At 72.5% G+C, this 22546-nt stretch carries 20 protein-coding genes; 6 read left to right on the top strand and 14 right to left on the bottom strand.

Translation table 11 applies throughout. The annotated features are described in order from the left end of the window. Positions 1-5 precede the first annotated feature (5 nt). The gene (locus tag Q7L65_RS20880; protein WP_304724119.1) at positions 6-1037 is read left to right on the top strand and encodes a mandelate racemase/muconate lactonizing enzyme family protein; all 1032 of its coding nucleotides are present in this window, start codon (positions 6-8) and stop codon (positions 1035-1037) included. Here the strand turns inward: Q7L65_RS20880 and Q7L65_RS20875 are convergent. The 3 genes from Q7L65_RS20875 to menH form a co-directional block, all read right to left on the bottom strand. Further along, entirely contained in the window at positions 994-3267 is a 2274-nt protein-coding gene (locus tag Q7L65_RS20875; RefSeq protein WP_304724118.1) for an MMPL family transporter, read from the bottom strand. The genes Q7L65_RS20880 and Q7L65_RS20875 overlap by 44 nt on opposite strands. Positions 3268-3350: 83 nt before the next feature. Further along, positions 3351-4460 carry a ScyD/ScyE family protein gene (locus Q7L65_RS20870; RefSeq protein ID WP_304724116.1) on the bottom strand — a complete coding sequence of 370 codons (1110 nt, stop codon included), beginning with the start codon at positions 4458-4460 and terminating at the stop codon, positions 3351-3353. Positions 4461-4616: 156 nt separating this feature from the next. Beyond that, complete coding sequence (gene menH / locus Q7L65_RS20865; RefSeq protein ID WP_304724114.1) at positions 4617-5336, bottom strand: 2-succinyl-6-hydroxy-2,4-cyclohexadiene-1-carboxylate synthase; 720 nt, start codon at positions 5334-5336, stop codon at positions 4617-4619. An 86-nt stretch (positions 5337-5422) separates the two neighbouring features. Between menH and menD the strand changes: the two genes are divergently transcribed. Together menD and Q7L65_RS20855 are read left to right on the top strand one after the other, a co-directional pair. Continuing rightward, a complete protein-coding gene (gene menD / locus Q7L65_RS20860) occupies positions 5423-7204 on the top strand; it encodes a 2-succinyl-5-enolpyruvyl-6-hydroxy-3-cyclohexene-1-carboxylic-acid synthase (protein ID WP_304724112.1) in 1782 nt (593 codons plus the stop codon). Between the two features lie 211 nt (positions 7205-7415). Then, positions 7416-8531 (top strand): hypothetical protein, encoded by a 1116-nt coding sequence (locus tag Q7L65_RS20855; RefSeq protein WP_304724110.1) that lies wholly within the window; start codon positions 7416-7418, stop codon positions 8529-8531. 7 nt (positions 8532-8538) lie between these two features. On the opposite strand, the gene efeB is transcribed toward Q7L65_RS20855, so the two are convergent. From efeB to efeU, 3 genes are read right to left on the bottom strand one after another with little or no spacing between them, the layout of a single operon-like run. Continuing rightward, on the bottom strand, positions 8539-9933 hold the full coding sequence (gene efeB, locus Q7L65_RS20850) for an iron uptake transporter deferrochelatase/peroxidase subunit (protein WP_304724108.1): 1395 nt from the start codon (positions 9931-9933) through the stop codon (positions 8539-8541). Between the two features lie 4 nt (positions 9934-9937). After that, a complete protein-coding gene (efeO, locus tag Q7L65_RS20845) occupies positions 9938-11149 on the bottom strand; it encodes an iron uptake system protein EfeO (RefSeq protein WP_304724106.1) in 1212 nt (403 codons plus the stop codon). 30 nt (positions 11150-11179) lie between these two features. Continuing rightward, complete coding sequence (efeU, locus tag Q7L65_RS20840; RefSeq protein WP_304724104.1) at positions 11180-12064, bottom strand: iron uptake transporter permease EfeU; 885 nt, start codon at positions 12062-12064, stop codon at positions 11180-11182. Positions 12065-12230: 166 nt separating this feature from the next. Here efeU and Q7L65_RS20835 point away from each other — a divergent pair, with 166 nt between their 5' ends. Together Q7L65_RS20835 and Q7L65_RS20830 are read left to right on the top strand one after the other, a co-directional pair. After that, on the top strand, positions 12231-12521 hold the full coding sequence (locus tag Q7L65_RS20835; RefSeq protein WP_304724103.1) for a hypothetical protein: 291 nt from the start codon (positions 12231-12233) through the stop codon (positions 12519-12521). A gap of 54 nt (positions 12522-12575) precedes the next feature. Then, positions 12576-13397, top strand: coding sequence for an RDD family protein (locus tag Q7L65_RS20830; protein WP_304724102.1), 822 nt, complete (start codon positions 12576-12578; stop codon positions 13395-13397). A gap of 46 nt (positions 13398-13443) precedes the next feature. Here the strand turns inward: Q7L65_RS20830 and Q7L65_RS20825 are convergent, their stop codons facing one another. From Q7L65_RS20825 to Q7L65_RS20805, 5 genes are all read right to left on the bottom strand, one after another. Continuing rightward, complete coding sequence (locus Q7L65_RS20825; RefSeq protein WP_304724101.1) at positions 13444-14910, bottom strand: isochorismate synthase MenF; 1467 nt, start codon at positions 14908-14910, stop codon at positions 13444-13446. Between the two features lie 27 nt (positions 14911-14937). Next, entirely contained in the window at positions 14938-15495 is a 558-nt protein-coding gene (gene ilvN, locus Q7L65_RS20820; RefSeq protein ID WP_304724100.1) for an acetolactate synthase small subunit, read from the bottom strand. A gap of 9 nt (positions 15496-15504) precedes the next feature. Beyond that, positions 15505-17181, bottom strand: a complete 1677-nt coding sequence (ilvB, locus tag Q7L65_RS20815) for a biosynthetic-type acetolactate synthase large subunit (RefSeq protein ID WP_304724099.1) — start codon at positions 17179-17181, stop codon at positions 15505-15507. 250 nt (positions 17182-17431) lie between these two features. Beyond that, positions 17432-17749: a hypothetical protein gene (locus Q7L65_RS20810; protein WP_304724098.1), complete on the bottom strand. Its 318-nt coding sequence runs from the start codon at positions 17747-17749 to the stop codon at positions 17432-17434. A 20-nt stretch (positions 17750-17769) separates the two neighbouring features. Beyond that, complete coding sequence (locus Q7L65_RS20805; protein WP_304724097.1) at positions 17770-17961, bottom strand: hypothetical protein; 192 nt, start codon at positions 17959-17961, stop codon at positions 17770-17772. Between the two features lie 53 nt (positions 17962-18014). Here Q7L65_RS20805 and Q7L65_RS20800 point away from each other — a divergent pair, with 53 nt between their 5' ends. After that, the gene (locus tag Q7L65_RS20800) at positions 18015-19334 is read left to right on the top strand and encodes a M20/M25/M40 family metallo-hydrolase (RefSeq protein WP_304724095.1); all 1320 of its coding nucleotides are present in this window, start codon (positions 18015-18017) and stop codon (positions 19332-19334) included. 8 nt (positions 19335-19342) lie between these two features. Here Q7L65_RS20800 and gatB read toward each other — a convergent pair whose 3' ends face one another. The 3 genes from gatB to gatC are packed head-to-tail and all read right to left on the bottom strand — an operon-like array spanning position 19343 to position 22520. Beyond that, complete coding sequence (gene gatB, locus Q7L65_RS20795) at positions 19343-20770, bottom strand: Asp-tRNA(Asn)/Glu-tRNA(Gln) amidotransferase subunit GatB (protein WP_304724093.1); 1428 nt, start codon at positions 20768-20770, stop codon at positions 19343-19345. Beyond that, entirely contained in the window at positions 20770-22233 is a 1464-nt protein-coding gene (gene gatA / locus Q7L65_RS20790; RefSeq protein WP_304724092.1) for an Asp-tRNA(Asn)/Glu-tRNA(Gln) amidotransferase subunit GatA, read from the bottom strand. The genes gatB and gatA overlap by 1 nt, the downstream gene beginning before the upstream one ends. Continuing rightward, a complete protein-coding gene (gene gatC, locus Q7L65_RS20785) occupies positions 22233-22520 on the bottom strand; it encodes an Asp-tRNA(Asn)/Glu-tRNA(Gln) amidotransferase subunit GatC (protein ID WP_304724091.1) in 288 nt (95 codons plus the stop codon). The genes gatA and gatC overlap by 1 nt, the downstream gene beginning before the upstream one ends. Positions 22521-22546 lie beyond the last annotated feature (26 nt).

Below are 22546 nucleotides of genomic sequence, written 5' to 3'. Positions count from 1 at the left end.
AGCACATGCGCCTCGCGATCGCACCTCGCCGTTTGACGCTGCGCACGCCGCTGCGGACCGCGCACGGCACGATCGCCGAGCGCGAGCTGCTGGACGTGCTGATCATCGGCGCCGACGGCGTCGCGGGCGCCGGCGAAGCCGCGCCGCTGACCTCCTACGACGGCGTCGCGCTCGACGACGTGCACGCCGCGCTGGAGGACTGCCGCCCGGTCCTGCGCGAGTCGGAGGGACTGCCGCGCGCGCAGATCCTGCAGCTGTGCCGCGGGGCGGCGGTGCTGCCGCAGGCGATCGCCGCGATCGACCTCGCGCTGTGGGACCGCGAGGGGCGCAGAGTGAGAGCGCCGGTCGCTTCGCTGCTGGGCGCCGAGGCCGGCATGACGATCGCGGTCAACGCGCTCGTCTCCGCCAGCGACCGCGCCGGCGCCGCCGCCGAGGCAGCCGCGCTCGTCGCCGCCGGCCACCGCTGCCTGAAGCTGAAGGCCGGGATCGGCGACGACGCCGGCCGCGTGGCAGCCGTGCGCGCAGCGGTCGGACCGGAGGTGCTGCTGCGACTGGACGCCAACGGCGCCTGGGAGACGCCGCGCGAGGCGGTCGCGCAGCTGCGCGCCTTCCAGGACGCGGGGATCGAGCTGATCGAGGAGCCGATCCACGGCGTCGAGGCGCTGCGCGACGTGCAGGAGACGCTGCCCGGACTGGCCGTCGCGATGGACGAGAGCGCCGTCGGGCCGGGCGCGATCGACTCCGGCGCGACGCGTCTCGTGTGTCTGAAGCTGAGCCGCTGCGGCGGCATCACCGGCTTGATCGAGGCGGCCGCGCGCGCCCGCGCGGCCGGCAGCGAGGTCTACCTCGCCTCGACCTTCGACGGCCCGCTCGGGATCGCCGGCGCGCTGCACGCCGCCGCTGCGCTGCAGCCGAGCGTCGCGAGCGGGCTCGCGACGCTCGACGCCTTCGACGGGCTCGACGTCGACCCCGTGCTGGCGGTCCGCGACGGGACTATGCGGGTTCCGACGGGACCGGGGCTCGGGGTCCGGGCGTAACGGACGGCGCGCTCGGCGGGGTGGGCGGCGGCGCGCCGGCGTCGCCGCCGCCGGGCTCGTCGTCTCTGAAGTAGCCGTGCCCCTCGACGCTGATGCGCGGCAGTATCCGGTCCAGCCAGGCGGGGATCCACCACGCCGCTCTGCCCATCAGCGCCATCACCGCGGGCACCAGCAGGCAGCGCACGACCGTCGCGTCGATGATCACCGCGACCGACAACCCGACGCCGAACTGCTTGATCGTCGGGTCGCCGTTGAGGATGAAGCTGGCGAAGACGGCGACCATGATCGCGGCCGCGGCGGTGATCACTCTCGCGCTCTCCGCCAGTCCCTTGACGATCGCCGCGCGCGGGGAGAGGCCCTCCTTGTAGTGCTCCTGCACGTGGCTCATCAGGAACACCTCGTAGTCCATCGAGAGCCCGAACAGGCCGGCGAACATCAGCAACGGCAGGTAGCTGACGATCGGCACCTCGCCTTGGAGGCCGACGAGACCCGTGAACCAGCCGTACTGGAAGACCATCACCACGACGCCGTAGGCCGCGCCGATCGAGAGCAGGTTCATCACGGCCGCCTTCAGCGGGATCAGCAGCGAGCGGAACGCGATCGCGAGCAGCACGAAGCTGAGCGCGATGATCACGAGGATCGTCTCCGGCAGCGTGTCGGCGATCTCCTCGCCGAGGTCGATGAAGCTGGCGGTCGAGCCGCCGACGTAGGCGCTGACGTCGGTCGATCTGGTCGCGTCCGGGATCGTCGTGTCGCGCAGGTCGTCGACGAGGTCCTCGGTCGCGCGATCCGACGGCGCCGTTCTCGGGATCGCGTTGAACGTCGCGATCTGCCCCGGGCCGTCGAGCGTGACGGGCGTGACCGCGGCGACGCCGGACTTCGAGCCGACCGCCTGCTGCAGTCTCGTCAGGTCCGCGTCGCCCGGCTGCGCCGGTCTCGACAGTCTCGCGGCGATCACGATCGGGCCGTTGGCGCCGACGCCGAAGCCGTCCGTGATCGCGTCGTAGGCCTGGCGCGCGGTCTCCTCCTCCGGCAGCGCGGCGGTATCGGTCTGCCCCAGGTGCAGCGAGAGGGCCGGGATCGCGAGCGGGATCAGGATCGCCAGCGCGACCGCGATCGAGACGATCGGGTGGTGCATGATCCAGCCGGCGAATCTGGCCCAGCGGCTGTTGCCGACGTCGACGGCGGCGTTCGGTCTGCGGCCCGGCAGCGGCAGCGCGTTCACGCGCGTGCCGACGAGCGCGAGTATCGCCGGCAGCAGCGTGAGCGCGCAGACGATCGCGATCGCGACCATCAGGCCGGTCGTGAGGCCGAGCGCGGTCACGAGCGGGATCCCGGCGACCGCGAGCGAGCAGACCGCCACCACGACGGTCGAGCCGGCGAACAGGACCGCGCCACCCGAGGTCGCGACCGCTCGCGCGACTGACTCGTGCACGCCCATCCCGCGTGACAGCGTTTCTCGGTGCGTCGTGAGGATGAACAGCGCGTAGTCGATCCCGACCCCGAGCCCGAGCATGATCGCGAGCGTCGAGGCGGAGGTCGGCACGGTCGTCAGATGGGTCAACAGCGTGATGCCCGAGACGCCGGCGAAGACACCGACCAGCGCCGAGACGATCGGCAGCCCCATCGCGACGAACGAGCCGAACGTGAACGCGAGCACGATCAGCGCGATCGCGAGGCCGACGACCTCGCTCTGCTCCGTCTCCGGCTTGCTCAGCTTCGAGCCGAGCGGGCCGCCCGCGGAGACCTCCAGACCGGCCGCCTTCGCCGGGTCCGCCTTGTCGAGGATCGCCTGGGCGTCGTCGATCGTGACGTCGCCGAGGCTGCGATCCGGGAAGACGGAGATGTAGGCGACGGTGCCGTCTCTGGAGACCTGGCCGGCGCCGGCTCTGTCGAGCGGGCTGACGACCTTCGCGACGAACTCGTCCTTCTGCAGGTCGCTGACCGTCTTGTCGATCGAGTCGGCGTATCTGCTGTCGGTGACTCTGGCGCTACCTCTGGCCTTCAGCACGATCGGGCTGGAGCCGTTGGCCTGCGACGGGAAGCCGCGCTGCAGCAGGTCGGTCACCTGCTGGCTGCCGGTGCCGGGCAGGCTGACGTCGTCGCTCGCCTTCGAGCCGAGCGCGCCCGCGCCGATCACCAGGCCGATCGCGATCGCGACCCACACGACCACGACTGCCAGGCGGTACCGCACGCAGAACCTGCCCAGCCGGTACAGAGCCCCGGTCATGTCACGTCACGCTCCGAGTCCGAATTTGGGGACGAACCGTATATCTGTGACATGACCGGGGTCAATCACGTGCTACGGCGCACTCACAGGCCGCTGATCCTCACGAGCTGGCCGCCGGCGCCGCCGAACGGGCCTCTTCTCGGTGTGCTGGCCGGCAGCACGGAGAAGTCCGAGACGTAGACGCTGCCGTCCTGCGCGACCGCTGCGCCCTGCGGGAAGAACAGGTCTCTGCCGGAGTAGCTGGTTCTTCTGCCGTCCGGCGCGACGCGCGTGACGCGACCCGGCGCGCTTCTCGCTCTTGTGTTCGTCGTCAGCTCGGTCACGTAGAGCGAGCCGTCGGGGCCGAAGTCGATCCCGGTGACCGTCGTGAATCCGGTCGCGTAGACAGTCGGTCTGCCGCCGTTTGCGGGGATTCTGAGCACGCGCGCGGCGCCGTTGCCGGCGCCCTCGGCCAGCTCGCCGACGTAGATGTCGCCCTCCGGCCCGAGCGCCAGCGACGACGGGACGCGCTGCGTTCTGCCCGGTCCCTTGATCGCCGCGAGCAGGCTCACGCTTCTGCCTCTCACCTGCAACACGGCGTTGGCGCCTGCGTCCGCGACGACGTCGCGGCCTTCGAGCGCGAGCACCGCGTACGGGTTGGAGTTGAGATCGCCTCTGACGCCGTCGGAGTTGTGTCTCCACTCGAAGCTGTCGATCGCGGCGACGTCGGTCAGCGGTCTCGGCAGCACGCGGAACAACTCGCCCGCCTGTGCCTGCGCAGGTCTCGGGACGCCGGCGATCTCTCTCGGCGTGGCCGACGTGATGACCGTCATGACGCGGCCGTCCGGACCGGCGGAGACGCCGTCGGGCCCGGTCGCGAAGGTGCCGTCCGGGCCGGCGACCGACAGCAGCCCGCTGGCGACGGTTCTCTTCGCGCCGCTGCCGGGGTTGACGCCGACGATTCTGCCGCTGAAGCCGAAGCAGGTCGGCGATCTTCTCGGGCCGAAGCAGCTTCTGCCCGCGCGGCCTGCTGAGGCGACGTAGAGCGTCGACCCGTCGGGCGCGAGCGAGACCTGGCGCGGGTTGTCGATCCCGCGCGCCACGACCGCGAGTCTGGGCGCCGCCGCCGCGGCCGCCGGGAGCGCGAATGCGGCCGTCGCCGCGGTGAGAAGGCCCAGTCTCAGACGACCAGACCAGAAGGTGGTGTGGGTCATCTCGCGACGCTACGCCTGCGCGATTCGGACGTGGGATGGAACCGGGATGAAAGCTCCCGTTTCCTGCCGATCGCTGTCAGCGGGGTGACCGGAGCGGCCGGGCGGCGGTCGCGCGCGATCCCCTGCTCGGCGTGCGCGACCGTGCACGACCGCCGATCAGAGCAGCGCGGCGACCGCTTCCGGCTGCTCCAGCTGCACCGCGTGGCCGGCGCCCGCGACGACGTGGAGCGTCGCGTCCGGGATCAGCGCGGCCATCTGCTCCGCGAGCGCGCGGAATTTCGCGTCGCGCTCGCCGGCGATCAGCGTGACCGGCACGCGCAGCTCCCCCAGCCGCTCCCACAACGGCTCCATCGCGCCGGTCCCGACGCCGCGCAGCGAGGCGGCGAGCCCCGCCGGCGTGCTGCGCAGCCGCTCGGCGTGCGCGGCGGCGGCGACGGCGGGCGGCTGATCGGCGAACAGCGGCTGCGCGGCCCAGCGGCGCGCGAACGCCTCGACCCCCTCGGCCTCGATCCGGTCCGCGAGGATCTCGTCGGCCGCGCGACGCGCGGCGCGCTCGCCCGCGGTGCGCAGGCCGGGGCTGGCGCCGATCAGGGTGAGGCGGTCGATGCGACCGATCCCCTCCGGCGAGAGCGCGAGATCGAGCGCGATGCGGCCGCCCATCGAGTAGCCGGCGAGGGCGAGGCGCCGGGGTGCGAGCGCGAGCACGTCCGCCTCGATCGCGCCGAAGTCGACCGGTCGCGCATCGGCCGCGGAGCCGTGGCCGCGGAGGTCCGGGGCGAGCGCGCGATAGCGTTCGCCCATCGCCGCAACGACGGGATCCCAGCTGCGCCCGGTCTGCGTGAAGCCGTGCAGCAGGACGATCGTCGGCGGCGCCATCAGCGAGATCCTGCCATGACCGAGACCGCCCGACACCTGTCGCCGCCGACGCGGCGGTCTGCGACGACCACACCGCGAGCCCCCGCATGACCGCCACCGTCACCGACACCTACCTCCTCCTGCGCGCGTTCTGCGACGAGCTGGCGCGCTGCGGCGTGACCGACGCCTGCACCTCCCCCGGCTCGCGCTCGACGCCGATCGTGCTGTCGCTCGCGCGCGAGCGGCGGCTGCGCTCGTGGTCGCACGTCGACGAGCGCGTCTCCGGCTTCTTCGCGCTCGGGCTGGCGAAGCAGACCGGGCGGCCGGTCGCGATCACCGTCACGTCGGGGACGGCAGCGGCCGAGCTGGCGCCCGCCGTGATCGAGGCCGCCGAGGCGCGCGTGCCGCTGATCGTGCTGACCTCCGACCGCCCGCCGGAGTTGCGGGACGTCGGCGCCGGCCAGACGATCGACCAGCTGAAGCTGTACGGCGGCGCGGCGAAGTGGTTCACCGAGGTCGGCGTCGTCGGCGAGGCGACGCCCGCGGCGCTGCGCTGGATGCGCACGCTCGCCTGCCGCGCCGTCTGGACCGCCCAGGACGGCCGCCCCGGCGTCGTGCACCTGAACATGCCGCTGCGCGAGCCGCTCGTCCTGAGCGAGCCGCTGCCGCAAGAGGATCCGCTGCCGGGCCGGCCGGACGGGCGGCCGTGGGTGGCGCGCGGCCGCCGGATCGCTGACGCGAGCCTGGACGGCATCGAGCCGCTGCCGCACGGGCGCGGCGTGATCGTCGCGGGGCAGACGGGCGGTGGACGAGCGATCGGCCTCGCGATCGCATCCGCCGCCGAGGCGATCGGCTACGTCCTGCTCGCCGATCCGCTGTCGCAGGCGCGGCGCGGTCCCAACGCCGTCGCCCATTACGACGCCCTCCTGCGCGACGCCGGCTTCCTCTCCGGGCTCGACGCACCGCAGGCCGTGCTGCGGATCGGTGACCTGCCCACGTCGAAGCCGCTGCGCGGCTGGCTCGCAGGGCTCGATCCGAAGATCCCCCAGATCGCGCTCGACCCGCACCACGCGTGGCATGACCCGGACGCGGTCGTGAGCACTCGGCTCGAGCGCGATCTGGACGAGGCGCTCCCAGCGTTCGCGCGCGACCACTCCGGCATCGGCGACGCGACGTGGGTCGAGCGGTGGCGAGTCGCCGACGGAGTGGCCGGCCGAGCGATCGCGGCGACGATCGGGAGCGGCGCCAAGCGGCTCGTCCGCGCTGAGGCGGTCGCCGACGGCGACGCGACGCTCAGCGAACCGCTCGTCGCGATCGAGGCCGCGGCCGCGCTCGACGCGGGCGCAACGCTCGTCGTCGCCGCCTCGATGCCGATCCGCGACGTCGAGACGTTCCTGCCGGCGCGTGACGACGGGCCGCGGGTCCTCTCCAACCGCGGGGCGAACGGAATCGACGGGACGGTCGCGACCGCGCTCGGCGCGGCGGCGGCGGGCGACGGTCCGGTTGTGCTGCTGATCGGCGACGTGACGCTCGCGTACGACCTCGGCGCGCTGCTGTCGGCACGGCGGCTGCAGCTCGACCTGACGATCGTGCTGATCGACAACGACGGCGGGGGCATCTTCCACTTCCTCCCCGTCGCGACGCAGAGCGACCACTTCGAGCACCACATCGCGACCCCGCACGGCCTCGACTTTGCCGTCGCCGCGCAGCTCTACGGCGCCCGCCACGTGCCCGTCGCGACCGCCGCGGAGCTGCGCGCCGAACTGGCCCGCGCGACGCGGCCGGGCGCCGGCGTCACGATCGTGCAGGCGACGACCGACCGCGACGAGAACGTGCTTCTGCACCGCCACGTGTGGGCGGCCGTGGCAGAAGCGTTGGCCGCGAAGTAGGGCCGCCTGCGCCGCAAGCGGCTGCGGCTGACGCGCGCCGGCAGACGCCTGCTGCGACACGACGGCCGCCTGCGGATCCGCCTCGGCGTCAGCGTCCACCTGCGCGGCGAGCAGGCGGCGGCATCGCGCATAGTCGCAACCACGTGTCCGCCGGCGCGTTTGATCCAGCATGAGAGTTCACGGACGAATGCTGCTGGCGAGTCTCCTCGTCGTGTCAGCCGCGGGAATCGCGGCCGGCACGGCCGCCGCGCAGGGCAAGAGCAGCGCTGGCGGAGCCGCGGGAATCGTCACCACCGCACAGGCCAGGAAGACCGCCCCCAGACCCGCGCCCGCCGCGCTGGTGACCGGCACGATGGCCGGCGGCGGCGCGCGCTTCCGCCTCGAAGGCCGCCTGCTGACGGTCACGCTGCGCGCACCGCTGAGCAGACTGCCGCGCGGCGGCCAGCGCCTGGTGGCGCGTTGCGGCGACTCGGTCGGCAACGGATTCGACGAGGGGGAGCACGCGCCGATCCAGCCGCTGTTCACGAGCCCGCCGGCGCAGCGCGCGGTGCACGTGGCACGCGGGGCGCGCACGGTCCGCGTGCGCCTGCCGCGCGACGTCGCGGCGCGCGCAAACCACTGCACGCTCATCGGGACCCGCGGGAGAGCCCAGACGGTGCGACTGCAGGCGCAGATGCGCTTGGGGGCGGGCGCACGGCCGTCCTGTGCGCCAGCGCCGGCCGAGAGAGTCCTCGCAAGCGACGACGAGCTGCTGGTGACCGATTTCGCGCCGTCGGAAGCGCTGACCGGCTTCAACGACGACCACTACATCCGCACCTGCCTGACCTCGTCCGGCCGGCCGCGAGCGCTCACCGCCGTCAGCAACTACCGCTATGGCGGTAGCTCTATCGGGTCTGTCGTCGTCAACGGAACCTGGGTGGCATGGATCACCGCCTCGGGGGACACCATCACCTTCCACGACCAGCTGTCGGTCTCGGTCGCTGACGTCGGCCGCGACAGCTCGCGGCCGACGACGTTCACGTACGTGAACGACAACCAAGCCGCCGCCATGCGCATCTCGCAGCTCGCGCTGGCCGACGACGGCGCACTCGCCTTCCCGCTGGTGACGACGCGCTCGAACGGTTTCATCGCCCCCAACGGGATGTACGAGCAGCACTACGACTACGAAACCCGCGTCGAGGCCGGCCGCCCAGGCGGCAGAGCGGTCACGCTGGCCACGGTCGACGCGGACTCGATTACCGGCGCAGCGTTCGCCGAGGGCACGTCTGAGACCGTCACGTGGCTGGAGGCGGGTGTCCCGAGAAGCGCTGCGCTGCCGCGCGGGTAGGCAGCCGCTAGCCGAACAGCCCCTCGCCGACGAACCCGCCCCTCCCCCGCACGCCCGGCGGCACCGCGAACAGGCCGCTGCCGGTGTGCTGGACGTACTCGGTCAGCGCGTCGTTGGCGCCCAACCGCCGCTGGATCGCGACGAACTGGCGCTCGGGGTCACGTTGGAAGGCGACGAAGAAGAGGCCGGCGTCGAGCAGGCCGGTGCGGGGGTCGATCCCGTCGGTGTAGGCGTAGCCGCGGCGCAGCAGCGCGGCGCCGTCGTTGGTCGCCGGCGCGGCGAGGCGGATGTGGGCGTCGACCGGGATCGTCGGCAGGCCGTCGGCGCCTCTCGCGCTCAGGTCCGGTCTGTCGTGCTCCGCTCTGCCGCCCAGCGGCGCGCCACTGACCTTGCGCCGGCCGACGACCGCCTCCTGGTCGGACAGGCGGTCGCGGTCCCAGCTCTCGATCAGCATCCGGATGCGGCGCGCCACCAGGTAGGTGCCGCCGCGAAACCACGCCTGCGGCTCCTCGTCGCCGACCCAGACGTGGCGATCGAGCGCCGCGCCGTCGTCGACCTTGAGGTTGTTCGTGCCGTCCTTGAAGCCCATCAGGTTGCGCGGCGTCTGCTGCCCGCTCGTCGTCGCCGTGTTGCTGCCGAAGCCGAGCTGCAGCCAGCGCAGCTCCGCGATCCCGCGGCCGGCGCGCAGCAGGTTGCGGACGGCGTGGAAGGCGACCTGCGGATCGTCCGCGCACGCCTGCACGCAGAGGTCGCCGCCGCTGCGGGCGGGGTCGAGCTGGTCGCCCGGCAGCGGGCCGAGTGGCTTCAGCGCCGCCGGTCGGCGGGCGCGCAGGCCGAAGCGGTCCTCGCCGTCGCGCTCGAACAGCGACGGCGCCACGCCGATCGTGATCGTCAGCGACGACGGCCCCAGCCCGAGCGCCTCGCCGGTGTCCTGCGGCGGCAGCTCCGGCTGACCGGCGACGGCGCCGGTCGGACGCCCGGCCGTCATCAGCCGCGCCGCTTCGGTCCACGCGCGCAGCAGCTCGCGCAGATCGTCCGCGCTGTCGCTGACGACGTCGAACGAGCCGAACACCAGCCGCGCCTGCGCCGGCGTCGCGATGCCGGCCTGATGGGTGCCTTCGAACGGGACGATCGCGGACGAGCCGGAACCGCTCGCTCCGCCGTCGCCCTCGTCGGCTTGCGCGTCGCCGACGGCGTAGCCCGCCGCGGCCGCGGCGGCGAGGCCGACGACCCCGCCCCCGCCGAGCAGCAGCCGGCGGCGCGTCAGGCCGCGCGACGAGGAAGCCGCGCCGCTGCCGGTCGGCCGCGTCGCGTCGGCCTCGCCGCTCGTGCCGTCCCGCCCAGCCGCGTCGGCCTCGCCGCTCATGCCGTCCCGCCCAGCCGCGTCGTCGGCGCCGGCCATCGCGTCAGCTCTGACTTGGCAGCACCTTCCCGGCGACGAGCGAGAGCGGCTCGGCCAGGGCGGCGATCTGCTGGGCGAACTGGCGGCGATCTCTCGCGGTCAGCTCCTGATACGGCGCGAAGCCGAGCGCCGTGTCGCGTCTGTAGCGGTCCAGACCGGCCTGGACCGCCGCGATGCGCTCGTCGATCTGCGTCACCAGCGCGCCGTCGCCGCGTGCCTCCAGCGCCGGCTTGAGCACCTCGAACGCCTCGCGCGCGCCGCTGAAGTTGCCCTGGAAGTCGGAGAGGTCGGTGTGCGAGTAGCGATCCTCCTCGCCGGTGATCTTGCTGCTGGAGACCTCGTCCAGCAGCGCGACCGCGCCGTTGGCGACCTGTGCCGCCTGCAGTCTCAGCCCGTCGATGCTGTCGTCGAGCTTCGTCACGTCGGCGAGCAGCTTGTCCGCGTATCTGCCGGTGCCGTCCGTGGTGTCTCTCTGCCACAGGATCTGCTCGAGCTTGTGGAAGCCGGTCCACTTCGAGCGGTCGGCGACGTCGTTGACGCGCGCGTCGATCTCGGGATCGAGGTCGCCGAAGCTCTCGGCGATCGGCTCGACCGCCTCGTAGTGGATCCGCGTCGGGCCGAACAGCGCCTTCGCTCTGGCGACGTCGCCCGCCTTCAGCGCCGCGACGAACGCTCTCGTGCTGGTGAGCAGCTTGTCGCTCTCGCCCTTGACGTAGCGCTGGTACTCGCCGACGGCCTTCGCCAGCTCGACGTCGTCGACCGCGGCCTCTCTCGCCGCCGCGCCCGTCACCGTGACCGAGCCGTTGTCGCGCTGCTCGTTCTGGAAGGTGCAGTTGAGCACGTATCTGCCCGGCTGCAGCGTCAGCGTGAAGTCGGACGACAGCCCCGGCGCGATGTTCTCGCGCTCGCCCATGATGATTCCGTCGGCGTTCTTCAGCTCGACCTCGTCGGTCTTGTTGCTGTCCGGGTTGCTGACGACCACCTTGACCGAGCCGGCCGGCACGGTCGCCTGGGCGGGCGTGCAGCCGTCGTCGGTCAGCTGCAGTCTCAGCTCCTTCGCCGGACCGGTCGACGCGTTCGCGTTCGCGTTCGTCGAGGAGCCGGAACCGCCGCCGCCGGAGCTGTCGTCGCTGCCACAGGCCGCGAGGCCGGTTGCGAGCAGCGCCGCGGCGCTCACGGCGAGCAGGCCGCGCGAGATCGTCTGGTTCGGGTTCATCTGTGCTCCTGGTTGGCGAAGAAAGGTCTGTCAGGCCGCGCTCGTGGTCGCGACCGAGGGGTCGCGCCGACGACGGCCGAGCGTGCGGCCCTGCGGCCACAGCACGTAGATCAGCATCGGCACCGCGTACAGCAGCCAGCCGGCGACCTCCGCGACCGACGGGAAGGGATAGACGCCCAGCAGCCCGGTGATCAGCCCCGTCGTGATCGAGTCCGAGCGCGGGATCACGAACCACGAGAGGTCGAGCGCCTGCGTGTTGAAGGAGGTGAACAGCGCGGCCTCGTTGGCGTGGTGGATCGCGCTGGAGACGAGCCCCGCGGCGATGATCACCAGCAGCACCGCGGTGATGCGGAAGAAGCGCGACATGTTGACCTTCATGCCGCTGCGGTAGATCAGCCACCCGATCACCGCTGCGACGAGCACGCCGGCGACGGCGCCGAGGCCGGCGACCAGCGGGCTCGTGCCCATCGACGCCTGGAACGCGGCGAGCATGAACATCGCGGTCTCCAGCCCCTCGCGCATGACCGCGAGGAACGCCATCGCGACGAGTCCGACGGCGGATCCCGCGGCGAGCGCGCTGGCGGCGTTGCCGCGCAGCTGCCCGCCCAGCTCGCGCGCGTGGCGGCGCATGAAGACGATCATGAACGTGACCATCCCGACCGCGACCAGCCCGACGATCGCCTCGAACGCCTCCTGCTGTCTCTGCGGGAGGTTCTCGTCGATCAGCTCCAGCACGACGGCGACGCCGACGCAGAGCGCGATCGCGAGGGCGACGCCGGCCCACATCCAACGCAGTGCGTCGGAGCGCCCCTGCTGACGCAGGAACGTGGCGATGATGCCGACGATGAGCGCGGCTTCAACGCCCTCACGGAGGCCGATGACGAAGTGGACGGTGGGAAGTGCGGCGATGACCATGTCATTGCCGGCACGGAAGGCTCGGGCGCAGGGACCGACTCTGACCTCGGTCCGTTGTGCTCGGAACGTTGCGACGGGGCCTGCCGCACCGGTCCTTGTTAGGTGTGCCTAATTGATATCACAGCCGCCGCTCCGCCGCACGAAGGGCTACCTTCTTCCGACCGCCGTGTCCGACGCCCAGATCAGCTTCCTGCAGTTCGAAGACCCGGCGCCGAAGCCGGTCGCGGAGCCGAGGCCGCAGCGGCTCAGCTCGAAGGGCATCGCCCCCGGCGACGTCGTCGAGGTCGACAAGAAGGGCCGCCGCTTTCACGCGGTCGTGATCTCGTTGCAGCAGCGCGACAGCGGCCGCTTCGAGCTGGAGCTGCGCCCGCTCGACAACCGCATCTCGTACCGCAGCGCGAGCGTGCGCGAAGTCGTCGGGCTGTGGCGCAAGGCGGCGCTGCCGCAGCGCGAGTAGTCCGTCCGCCGAACCCGCTCGCCCGCCGCTGCGCCGGCCGGTAGCCTGCGCGCCATGAGCGCCTACGAGCCCTACCCGACCGACGCCGCCTCGACGGATGCGAAGGCGCCGCAGCCGCTCGAAGACGACGAGCGGCTGGCGTCGCGCTGGCGCCGCTTCTGGGCGATCGTGCTGGACGGGATCTTCATCGCGATCCCCGTGTTCGTGATCGCGATCGTCGTCGCGGTGTCCACCGGTGACTCGGACGCCGACGGCACGGCCACGGCCATCACGATCTACGCCGTCTACGCGCTCGCCGTGCTGCTCTACTACCCGCTCACGCTCAGCCGCAGGGGCGCCCACAACGGGCAGACGTTCGGCAAGCAGCTGATGAAGGTGCGCGTCGTCACCAGCGAGGGCGTGCCCGTCACGTTCTGGCGCGGGGCGCTGCGTGACGTGCTCGGCACGACCGTGCTCAGCGTCATGACGAGCGGGATCTACTCGCTGATCGACTATCCGTTCGGGCTGTTCGACAAGCGACGGCAGTGCCTGCACGACAAGATCGCCAAGACCTACGTCTACCGCGCCGACGCCTCGCGCGAGCCGCAGGCGCTGACGGATTGGCCGCAGCCCGCGCAGGCGCAGTGGCCGCCGCCGGCCGCGCCGTCGCCGACCGAGCGCTGGCAGGCGTGGCCGGAGCCGGATGCGCCGACGCCGGCGCCCGCGCCCGCCCCCACAGTGCCGCAGGAGCAACCGCCGCGCACTCCGGCGCCCGCGGGCGAGGCACCGCAGCAGTCGTGGGCCCCGCCGAGCGCGCCGGAGCGTCCGGCCGCGCCGGAGAAGCCGAAGCCGCCGGCGCCCGACAACGACGACGCGTACAGAGCGTTCGGCGCCTGACGCGCCCGGCCCGCGGCCGAGTGGCACTGCGGCGCCCGGGCGCCGCTCAGCCCGCGAGCACCGGCAGCAGCGCCTGCAGCTTGATCTCCGTCTCGGCCAGCTCCGCGGCCGGGTCGGAGTCGCGCACGACGCCGACGCCGGCGTAGAGGTGCGCGACGGGGCCGCGCAGGAGCGCGCAGCGCAGCGCGACGCACAGCTCGCCGTCGCCGTTGGCGTCGGTCCAGCCGACCGGCCCGGCGTACCAGCCGCGGTCGAAGCCCTCCAGCTGCGGGATCAGCCGCTCGGCGGTCGCGAACGGCTCGCCGCCGACCGCCGGCGTCGGGTGCAGCACGTTCGCGAGCGTCATCGCGCCGATCGGCTGCGACAGCTGCGCGCGGATCGGCGTCGCGAGGTGCTGGATGTTCGCGACCCTCACGACGACCGGCTCCGGCGCCGCCGTCACCCACACGCTGTGCGGCCGCAGCGCCCTCGCGATCCGCCGCGTCACGATCGCCTGCTCGCCGCGGTCCTTGTCGCTGCGCAGCAGCGCTTCGCCGAGATGGTCGTCGACCGCCGGGTCGGCGCTGCGCCGGGTCGAGCCGGCGAGCGCGACGGTCGAGGCGCGTTCGCCGTCGCGCCGCACCAGCAGCTCCGGCGTCGCGCCGACGAAGGTCGCCTCGCCGCGGCCGACGGCGTAGACGAAGCAGCCGGGGAAGCCGTCGCGCAGCGCCCCGAAGACGGCGCCGGGATCGTGCGCCTGCGGCGCGTGCACCTGCACCTCGCGCGCGAGCACGACCTTCTCCAGCTCTCCCGCTCTGATCCGCTCGACCGCTCGCACGACCGCGCCCTCGTAGTGCTCCGGCGGCATCGCGCTGACGACGTCGTAGCGACCGGACGGCGCCGGGTCCAGCAGCGGCAGCGACGGCGCCGCGACGAGCGCCTCGAGCCGCGCTTCGATCGCAGCCAGCAACTGCGCGGGGTCGTCGTCGGGCGTCGCGAGCGCGGCGACCGTCAGCCGCACGTCGCGACCGCGCCGCGCGAAGGCGATCTGCGGCACCTGCAGCGACCCCGGCGCGAAGCCCGACCAGGTCGGCGATCTGCCGCCCTGCGGCGCGAACGCGAAGCCGCCGACGGCGACGAGGCCGGTGCCGGCCGGTCCGTCGGGCGGGTCGGCGACGGCGTCGGCCGCGAGCCGCTCCCACGTGCGCGCGACGGCGTCGAAGCGGTCCTCTCCGCTCGCCTCGATCGCGCGCACGCAGCCGAGCGCGGCGAGCGCAGTGCCGTCGCGGTCGGGCTGCTCGAGCGCGAACCACGGCTCGCCGGGCTGGCGCGAGGCGACGACGACCGCGGTCGGATCGACGCCGCGCAGCGGCACGCTGACCGCCGCGAGCGCCTCGCCGGTGCGGTCGGCCTGCGCGGTCGCGCGGCTGCGCGCGCGCCGCACCGCCTCCTGCAGCCGCATCGACAGCAGCTCGCGCGCGGGACGGTCGAGCCACTCGGGACTCGCCGACCGCGCACGCAGGCTGAACGTCATGAAGCGGGTCTTACCCTTCGACGGGGATCAGGTCTCGCTGCGTCCGCGCGAGATCGCGATCTCGCCGGTGCGGGCCATCTCGATCAGGCCGAACGGCCGCACGAGCCGCTCGAACGCCTCGATCTTGTCGGTCGTGCCGGTGATCTCGACGATCACCGAGCGCTTCGCGACGTCGACGATCTTCGCGCGGAAGATCTCGCAGATCTGCAGCACCTCGGCGCGCGCGGCGCCGTCGGCGGACAGCTTGAACAGCGCCAGCTCGCGCGCGAGCGTCTCGCCCGGCTCGAGGTCGCGGATCTTCAGCACGTTGATCAGCTTGTGCAGCTGCTTCGTGACCTGGTCGATCGGATGGACGGCGCCGTCGAGCGTCAGCGTGATGCGCGAGACGGTCGGGTCGTCGGTCGGGCCGACGGCGAGCGTGTCGATGTTGAACGCACGCCGCGCGAACAGCCCGGCGACGCGGGTCAGCACGCCCGGCTTGTTCTCGACCAGGATCGAGAGGATGTGCTTGCGGCCGGTCATCAGCCCGCCCGCCGCCTCGAGGTCGTCGAGGCTGATCAGTTCCTGCGTTCCGGGTTCACCCATGACAGTCACCTAACCCACCATGTCCCGCGCGGCCTGGCCGGGCGAGATCATCGGATACACGTTGGCCTCTCTCGTGACGCGGACGTCGACGACGACGGGTCCCTCGGTCGCGATCGCCGCCTTCAGGTCCTCCACGAGCGTCGTCTTGTCCGTCAGCCGCAGGCCGGTGCAGCCGTAGGCCTCCGCGAGCTTGACGAAGTCCGGGTACTGCCCGAGGTCGACGTGCGAGTAGCGGTTGTCCCAGAACAGCTCCTGCCACTGGCGGACCATGCCGAGGAAGCCGTTGTTGAGGATGATCACCTTGATCGGGATTCTGTTCTGCGCGCAGGTCGCCAGCTCCTGCGCGTTCATCTGCACCGAGCCGTCGCCGGCGACGCAGACGACCGTGCGGTCCGGCACGCCGACCGCGGCGCCCATCGCGGCGGGGACGCCGAAGCCCATCGTGCCGAGGCCGCCGGAGTTGATCCAGCGGCGCGGCTGCGGGAAGTCGTAGTACTGCGCCGTCCACATCTGGTGCTGGCCGACGTCGGAGGTGATGATCGCCTCGCCGCCGGTCGCCTCGAGGATCGCCTGCACGCCCCGCTGCGGCGTGATCTCGGTGTCGGCCGAGTCCTCGTAGGTGAGCGGGTACTGACGGCGCCAGCCGTCGATCCGCGTCCACCACTCCTCCAGCCGGCCCTGGTCGGCCTCGAGCGCGACGTACTCGCTCGTCAGTCTCGCGAGCACGCTCTTGGCGTCGCCGACGATCGGGATGTGCGCCGGCACGTTCTTGGAGATCTCGGCCGGGTCGATGTCGATGTGGATGAACTTCGCGCGCGGGGCGAACTCCGACAGCTTGCCGGTGATGCGGTCGTCGAAGCGGGCGCCGATCGCGACGATCAGGTCGGCCTCGTCCATCGCGTAGTTGGCGGCGCGCGTGCCGTGCATGCCGAGCATCCCGAGCCACTGGTGGTGCGGCGCCGGGAAGGCGCCGAGCGCCATCAGCGTCGCGGTCACCGGGAAGCGGTCGCTGAGCGCGAGCGCGCGCAGCTCCTCGGAGGCGTTCGCGTTGACGACGCCGCCGCCGACGTAGAGGACCGGCCGGCGCGCGTTCGCGAGCGCCTTCGCGGCGAGCCGGATCTGCTTCTGGTTGCCGTCTCTGTTGGGCTGGTAGCCGGGCAGCCTGACGTCCGTGACCGGCTCGTACGGGATGTCCGCGCGGCTGAGGTCCTGCGGGATGTCGACGAGCACCGGGCCGGGCCGGCCGCTGCGGGCGATGTGGAACGCCTCGTGGATCGCGCGCGGGATCTCCAGCGGGTGCTGGATCATGAACGAGTGCTTGACGATCGGAAGCGTCATGCCGAGCATGTCCGCCTCCTGGAAGCCGTCCGTGCCGATCAGCTCCGTGCGCACCTGGCCGGTGATGAAGACGACCGGAACCGAGTCCATCATCGCGTCCGCGATCGGCGTGATCAGGTTGGTCGCGCCGGGGCCGCTGGTGCCGAACGCGACGCCGACCTTGCCGGTCGCCTTCGCGTAGCCCTCGGCGGCGTGGCCGCCGCCGGCCTCGTGCCGGACGAGGATGTGCCGGATGCCAGCGTCGTAGAAGGCATCGTAGGTCGGGAGGTTCGCGCCGCCGGGCAGGCCGAATACGACCTCGACACCCTCCGCTTTCAAACACTCCATCAGGGCGTCGACTGCACGCATCTGCGCTCGCCTCCTCTCAAGGGGCTCGGAAACTGGAACGCGCGCCGTGTGGCCGACGCGCGCGGATCTCCTGATCCTACCAGCGGGCAGGCGCCCGGACCGGCCCCTGGGCGGGGCCTGTCAGCGGGCTCTGAAGGCGGTCGGCGGCGGTTCGCGCGGCGCCTGGGCCGCCGTCCGTCAGCGCGCGGGTAGGCGTGGTCGTCAGCGCGCGCGGGCGGCGCGGCCCACGCGGCGCGGTGCGGCGCTCGACCTACGCCTGGTGTGACGCCGCCGCGCGCGTCCGCCGCGCCGCGGCGACCTGCGCCTCGGAGGCGATCGCCGTCTCCGGGAACTCCAGCTCGGTCCCGCAGCTCGTGCAGAGCGCGTCGTGCAGCTTCACGACCTTGCCGCAGCCGGGGCACTCGCGCCGCAGCTCGTTGTTGTCCCAGCGATACAGCAGCGCGCACGCCAGCCCTATCACCGGCACGCAGAACGAGACCAGGAACCAGATGAAGAACGAGCTGCCCTTGATCCGGCCGACGACGCCACCGGCCAGACCGAAGAAGAACAGGATGACGAGGAACGCCATCGACTACGCCGCCGCCGCCGTCAGAGCAACGTGTTGGCGGCCCACAGGATCGCGCCGATCACGACGACGGCGATCACGAGCCACAGTATGCCCGCGAGGAAGCTGAGCAGGACCTTCGCCAGCACCACGACGACGATGATCAGGATCAGCGCCGCGATCGCCTTCTGGAGGATCGACGCTCCGCCGCTCTTCTCTGTGTCTTGAGTGGACATCCTCTAAGCGTACTCCGTCGCGCAGCGGTGCCAACCGACATTAAGCTGCGCAGATGCCCGCCGACCACGCCGATCCGATCGAGCAGCGCCCGCTGGAGCTGCTGCAGCGGCTGCTGCGCTTCGACACCAGCAACCCGCCCGGCGCCGAGCGCGCCTGCATCGAGTGGCTGCGCGGCCTGCTCGACGAGCGCGGGATCGAGACGCGGATCGTCGGGCGCGATCCGCAGCGGCCGAACCTGATCGCGCGGATCGCCGGCCGCGGCGCCGCCGCCCCGCTGCTGCTGCACGGCCACGTCGACGTCGTCCCCGCGCCGGGCGACTGGACGCACCCGCCGTTCGCGGGTGAGATCGCCGACGGCTTCGTGTGGGGCCGTGGCGCGCTCGACATGAAGGGCGGCGTCGCGATGCTGACCGCGGCGTTCCTGCGCGCGCACGCGGCCGCGACCCCGCCGCCCGGGGACCTGATCCTCTGCCTGCTGTCCGACGAGGAGGCCGGCAGCACGCACGGCGCCGAGCAGGTCGTCGCCGACCATCCCGAGCTGTTCGCCGGCGTGCGCTACGCGCTCGGCGAGTTCGGCGGCTTCACGCTGGAGCTTGCCGGCCGCCGCTTCTATCCCGTGATGGTCGCCGAGAAGCAGGTCTGCTGGATCCGCGCGACCTTCCGCGGGCGCGCCGGCCACGGCTCGATGCCGGTGCGCGACAGCGCCGCCGGCCGCCTCGGCCGGCTGCTGGCCGCGCTCGACCGCGGACGGCTGCCGGTGCACGTCACGCCGTCGGCGCGGATGATGGTCGAAGGACTCGCCGCGGACGTGCCGGCGCCGGTCGCCGCGACGCTGCGCGGGCTGCTGCGCCCGCGCCTGACCGACCGCCTGCTCGACCTGCTCGGCGAGCGCGGCGCGATGCTGGATCCGCTCCTGCACCACACCGCCAGCGCGACGCTCGTGCGCGGCGGCGAGCAGATCAACGTGATCCCCGCCGCGGTCACGGCCGAGCTGGACTGCCGTCTGCTGCCGGGATTCCGCCCGGACGAGGTGCTGACGGAGCTGCGCGCGCTCGGCGGCGTCGACTTCGACGCCGAGATCGTCCGCCACGACGCCGCCACAGCGCGGCCGGACCTCGGCCTGTTCGACACGCTCGCCGACGCGCTGCGCGCCGTCGACCCCGCGGCGCGGCCGGTGCCGATGCTGCTGCCAGGCGTCACCGACGGGCGCTTCTTCGCGCGCCTCGGGATCCAGACCTACGGCTTCCTGCCGATGCAGCTGCCGCCCGAGATGCGCTTCAACGAGCTCGTCCACGCACCGGACGAGCGCCTGCCCGTCGCGGCCGTCGAGTTCGGGACGACCGCGATCGCACGGGTGCTGGAGCGCTTCTAGCGCTCCTGCTACAGCCCCAGCTGCTCGCGCACGAGGCGGTTGACCTCGCCGCCGTCGGCGCGGCCCTTCGTCTCGCGCATCACGAAGCCGACGATCGGGCCGATCGCCTTCATGTTGCCGGCCTTCAGCTTCTCGACCGCCGACGGGTCGGATTCGAGCGCCCGCCGCACGACGTCGGCCAGCTCGTCGCCCCCGCCGATCGCGCCGAGGCCCTCGGCCTCGACGATCGCGCCCGGCTCGCCGCCGTCGGCGACCAGTCTGTCGAGCACCTGCTTCGCCGCGCCCGGCGTGACCGCTCTGCTGTGCAGCAGCGCGACCAGCTGCGCGATCGCGGCGGGCGTCACCTTCGACTGCGCCGGGTCGTCGTCGCCGAGGCGCGCGACCAGCTCGCCGGAGATCCAGTTCGCGAGCACCTGCGCGTTGGCGTCGTCCTCGGCCAGCGCCGCCTCGAAGTAGTGCGCGAGGTCGGCGCGGAAGGCGAACAGGCGCGCGGAGTCGGCCGACAGGCCCAGCTGCGACTCGTAGCGCGCGGCGCGCTGCGCCGGCAGCTCCGGCAGCTCAGCTCTCGCCGCGGCGATCATCGCCTCGGTCAGCACGACCGGGACGAGGTCGGGCTCGGGGAAGTAGCGGTAGTCGTGCGCCTCCTCCTTCGAGCGCAGCGACGAGATGCTGCCCGACACGGGGTCGTAGTGCAGCGTCTCCTGCACGACCTCCTCCCCGCTCTGCACGAGCGCGATCTGACGGGCGATCTCCGCCTCGACGCCGCGCTCCAGGAAGCGGAAGGAGTTCATGTTCTTCAGCTCGGTCTTGGTGCCGAGCACGTCGCTGCCGACCGGGCGGATCGAGACGTTGGCGTCGCAGCGCAGCGACCCCTCCTCCATGTTCACGTCCGAGACGCCGAGCTGACGCAGCGTCTCGCGCAGCAGCGTCAGCCACTCGCGCGCCTGCGCAGCCGATCTGACGTCCGGTTCGGTGACGATCTCGACCAGCGGCGTGCCGCCGCGGTTGTAGTCGACCACCGAGGCGTCGGCGCCGTGGATGCGGCCGGAGCCGCCGACGTGGATCAGCTTCGCCGCGTCCTCCTCCAGGTGCGCGCGGTGGATCCGCACGTCGCCGAGGTTGCCGCCGCTGCAGATCGGGATGTCGTACTGCGAGATCTGGTAGCCCTTGGGCAGGTCCGGATAGAAGTAGTTCTTGCGGTGGAAGATCGAGCGCGGCGCCAGCTCGCAGCCGAGTGCCATGCCGACCATCAGCGCGTAGTGGATCGCTCTCGCGTTGACGACCGGGAGCGCGCCCGGCAGGCCGAGGCAGACCGGGCAGGTGTGGACGTTCGGCGGGTCGCCGAACGACAACTCGCAGCCGCAGAACATCTTCGTCTTCGTGCGCAGCTGGACGTGGATCTCCAGCCCGATGACGGGCTCGTAACCGCTGCTCATCAGGAGGCACCTCCGTTGCGGCGCACGGCCGAGCCGTCGAAGCCGAGCGCCTGCTCCAGCACGTATGCGGCTCTCAGCAGGCGGTTCTCGCTGAACGCCGGGCCGGCGATCTGCAGCCCGACCGGGAGGCCGTCGCTGAGGCCGTTGGGAATCGAGATCGCCGGGATGCCGGCGAGCGACATCGGCACCGTGCAGAAGTCCTGCAGGTACATCTCCAGCGGGTCGTCGGTCTTCTCACCGAGCCTGAACGCGACCGTCGGCGCCGTCGGCGTGACGATGAAGTCGAACGTCTCGAAGGCGTTGGAGAAGTCCTCCGAGATCTTCGTGCGGACCTTCTGCGCGCGCCCGTAGTAGGCGTCGTAGTAGCCGCTGGAGAGCGCGTAGGTCCCGAGCATGATGCGGCGCTTGACCTCGGGCCCGAAGCCCTCGGCGCGCGTGCGGGTGTACATGCTCAGCAGGTCGTCGGCCTCGGCGCGGTGGCCGTAGCGGACGCCGTCGAAGCGGGCGAGGTTGGACGACGCCTCGGCCGGCGCGATCAGGTAATAGGCGCTGAGCGCGTGCGGGGCGTGCGGCAGGTGCGTCGTCTCGATCGTCGCGCCGAGCTGCTCGGCCAGCGCCAGCGACGCGTTGAAGGCGTCGCGCACGCCGGACTCGATCCCGTCGCCGGTCAGCTCCTCGGGCACGCCGATGCGGATCCCCTTCAGGTCGACGCCCTTCGGCAGCTCGATCGCCTCGGGATGCTGCAGCGACGTCGAGTCGCAGCTGTCCTGGCCAACCATCTGCTGGAACAGCAGCGCGGTGTCGGTCACGTCGCGTGCGAACGGGCCCGCCTGGTCAAGCGACGAAGCGAACGCGATCATCCCGTAGCGCGAGACCGAGCCGTAGGTCGGCTTCAGCCCGACGATCCCGCAGAGCGCGGCCGGCTGGCGGATCGAGCCGCCCGTGTCGGTGCCCAGCGCCCACGGCGCCAGGCCGGCGGCGACGGCCGCGGCGCTGCCGCCGGAGGAGCCGCCGGGGACGCGGCTGCGGTCCCACGGGTTGCGCACGTCGCCGAAGGCGGAGTTCTCGTTCGAGCTGCCCATCGCGAACTCGTCCTGGTTCGTCTTGCCGAGCAGCGTCGTGCCAGCCGCGGCGAGCTTCTTGACGACCGTCGCGCTGTACGGCGGGCGGTAGCCGGCGAGGATCTTCGAGCCCGACTGGCTCGGCACGCCCTCCGTGCAGAAGAGGTCCTTGACGGCGAGCGGGACACCGCTCAGCGGCGCCTGCTTCGACGGCGGCGCGGCGGGCGCGGGCGCCTCGTCGGCGACCCAGGTGAAGGCGTTGAGGCCGTTCTCGCCGGCGGCCGCGTCGGCGGCCGCGCGGGTGCGGTACGCCTCGAACAGCTCGTCGGCGGAGACGTGGCCGTGGCGGATCTCGTCGGCCGCCTCCTTGGCCGACAGCGCCAGCAGGTCGTGACCGCTCATCAGCTCGCCCCCGGGCTCGGCACACCGAAGCCGTCGTCGACGACCTCGGGAGCGCTGGCGAGCGCCTGCTCGCGCGGCAGCGACGGGACCGGCTCGTCCTGGCGCAGCGCGTTGACGACGTCGATCACGTGCGACGTGGCGGGCACGTCGTCGAGCTGCAGCTCGCCGATCTTCTCGATGTGGTCGAGGACTGCTGACAGCTCGCGCGACATCGCACCGACCTCGTCGTCGGTGAGATCGAGGCGAGCGAGCCGGGCGACGTGGAGTACCTGCGCGCGATCGATCATCGGCGCGAGAGTGTAGCGGCGCGGGC

This window comes from Conexibacter sp. CPCC 206217 (assembly GCF_030646165.1).
Taxonomy (GTDB): domain Bacteria; phylum Actinomycetota; class Thermoleophilia; order Solirubrobacterales; family Solirubrobacteraceae; genus Conexibacter.
Note: the sequence above shows the minus strand (reverse complement) of the source record. Positions and strands in the feature narration are given on the sequence as shown.

Bases quoted from the DNA above. Each gene is read 5' to 3' on its own strand.
- efeO (WP_304724106.1), bottom strand. From the start codon at position 11,149: ATGAACCCGAACCAGACGATCTCGCGCGGCCTGCTCGCCGTGAGCGCC.
- Q7L65_RS20810 (WP_304724098.1), bottom strand. From the start codon at position 17,749: ATGGCGTTCCTCGTCATCCTGTTCTTCTTCGGTCTGGCCGGTGGCGTC.
- Q7L65_RS20880 (WP_304724119.1), top strand. From the start codon at position 6: ATGCGCCTCGCGATCGCACCTCGCCGTTTGACGCTGCGCACGCCGCTG.
- Q7L65_RS20870 (WP_304724116.1), bottom strand. From the start codon at position 4,460: ATGACCCACACCACCTTCTGGTCTGGTCGTCTGAGACTGGGCCTTCTC.
- gatA (WP_304724092.1), bottom strand. From the start codon at position 22,233: ATGAGCGGTCACGACCTGCTGGCGCTGTCGGCCAAGGAGGCGGCCGAC.
- efeB (WP_304724108.1), bottom strand. From the start codon at position 9,933: ATGGCCGGCGCCGACGACGCGGCTGGGCGGGACGGCATGAGCGGCGAG.
- Q7L65_RS20805 (WP_304724097.1), bottom strand. From the start codon at position 17,961: ATGTCCACTCAAGACACAGAGAAGAGCGGCGGAGCGTCGATCCTCCAG.
- Q7L65_RS20825 (WP_304724101.1), bottom strand. From the start codon at position 14,910: ATGACGTTCAGCCTGCGTGCGCGGTCGGCGAGTCCCGAGTGGCTCGAC.
- gatB (WP_304724093.1), bottom strand. From the start codon at position 20,770: ATGAGCAGCGGTTACGAGCCCGTCATCGGGCTGGAGATCCACGTCCAG.
- ilvN (WP_304724100.1), bottom strand. From the start codon at position 15,495: ATGGGTGAACCCGGAACGCAGGAACTGATCAGCCTCGACGACCTCGAG.
- Q7L65_RS20830 (WP_304724102.1), top strand. From the start codon at position 12,576: ATGAGCGCCTACGAGCCCTACCCGACCGACGCCGCCTCGACGGATGCG.
- gatC (WP_304724091.1), bottom strand. From the start codon at position 22,520: ATGATCGATCGCGCGCAGGTACTCCACGTCGCCCGGCTCGCTCGCCTC.
- efeU (WP_304724104.1), bottom strand. From the start codon at position 12,064: ATGGTCATCGCCGCACTTCCCACCGTCCACTTCGTCATCGGCCTCCGT.
- ilvB (WP_304724099.1), bottom strand. From the start codon at position 17,181: ATGCGTGCAGTCGACGCCCTGATGGAGTGTTTGAAAGCGGAGGGTGTC.
- menH (WP_304724114.1), bottom strand. From the start codon at position 5,336: ATGGCGCCGCCGACGATCGTCCTGCTGCACGGCTTCACGCAGACCGGG.
- Q7L65_RS20875 (WP_304724118.1), bottom strand. From the start codon at position 3,267: ATGACCGGGGCTCTGTACCGGCTGGGCAGGTTCTGCGTGCGGTACCGC.
- Q7L65_RS20800 (WP_304724095.1), top strand. From the start codon at position 18,015: ATGCCCGCCGACCACGCCGATCCGATCGAGCAGCGCCCGCTGGAGCTG.
- menD (WP_304724112.1), top strand. From the start codon at position 5,423: ATGACCGCCACCGTCACCGACACCTACCTCCTCCTGCGCGCGTTCTGC.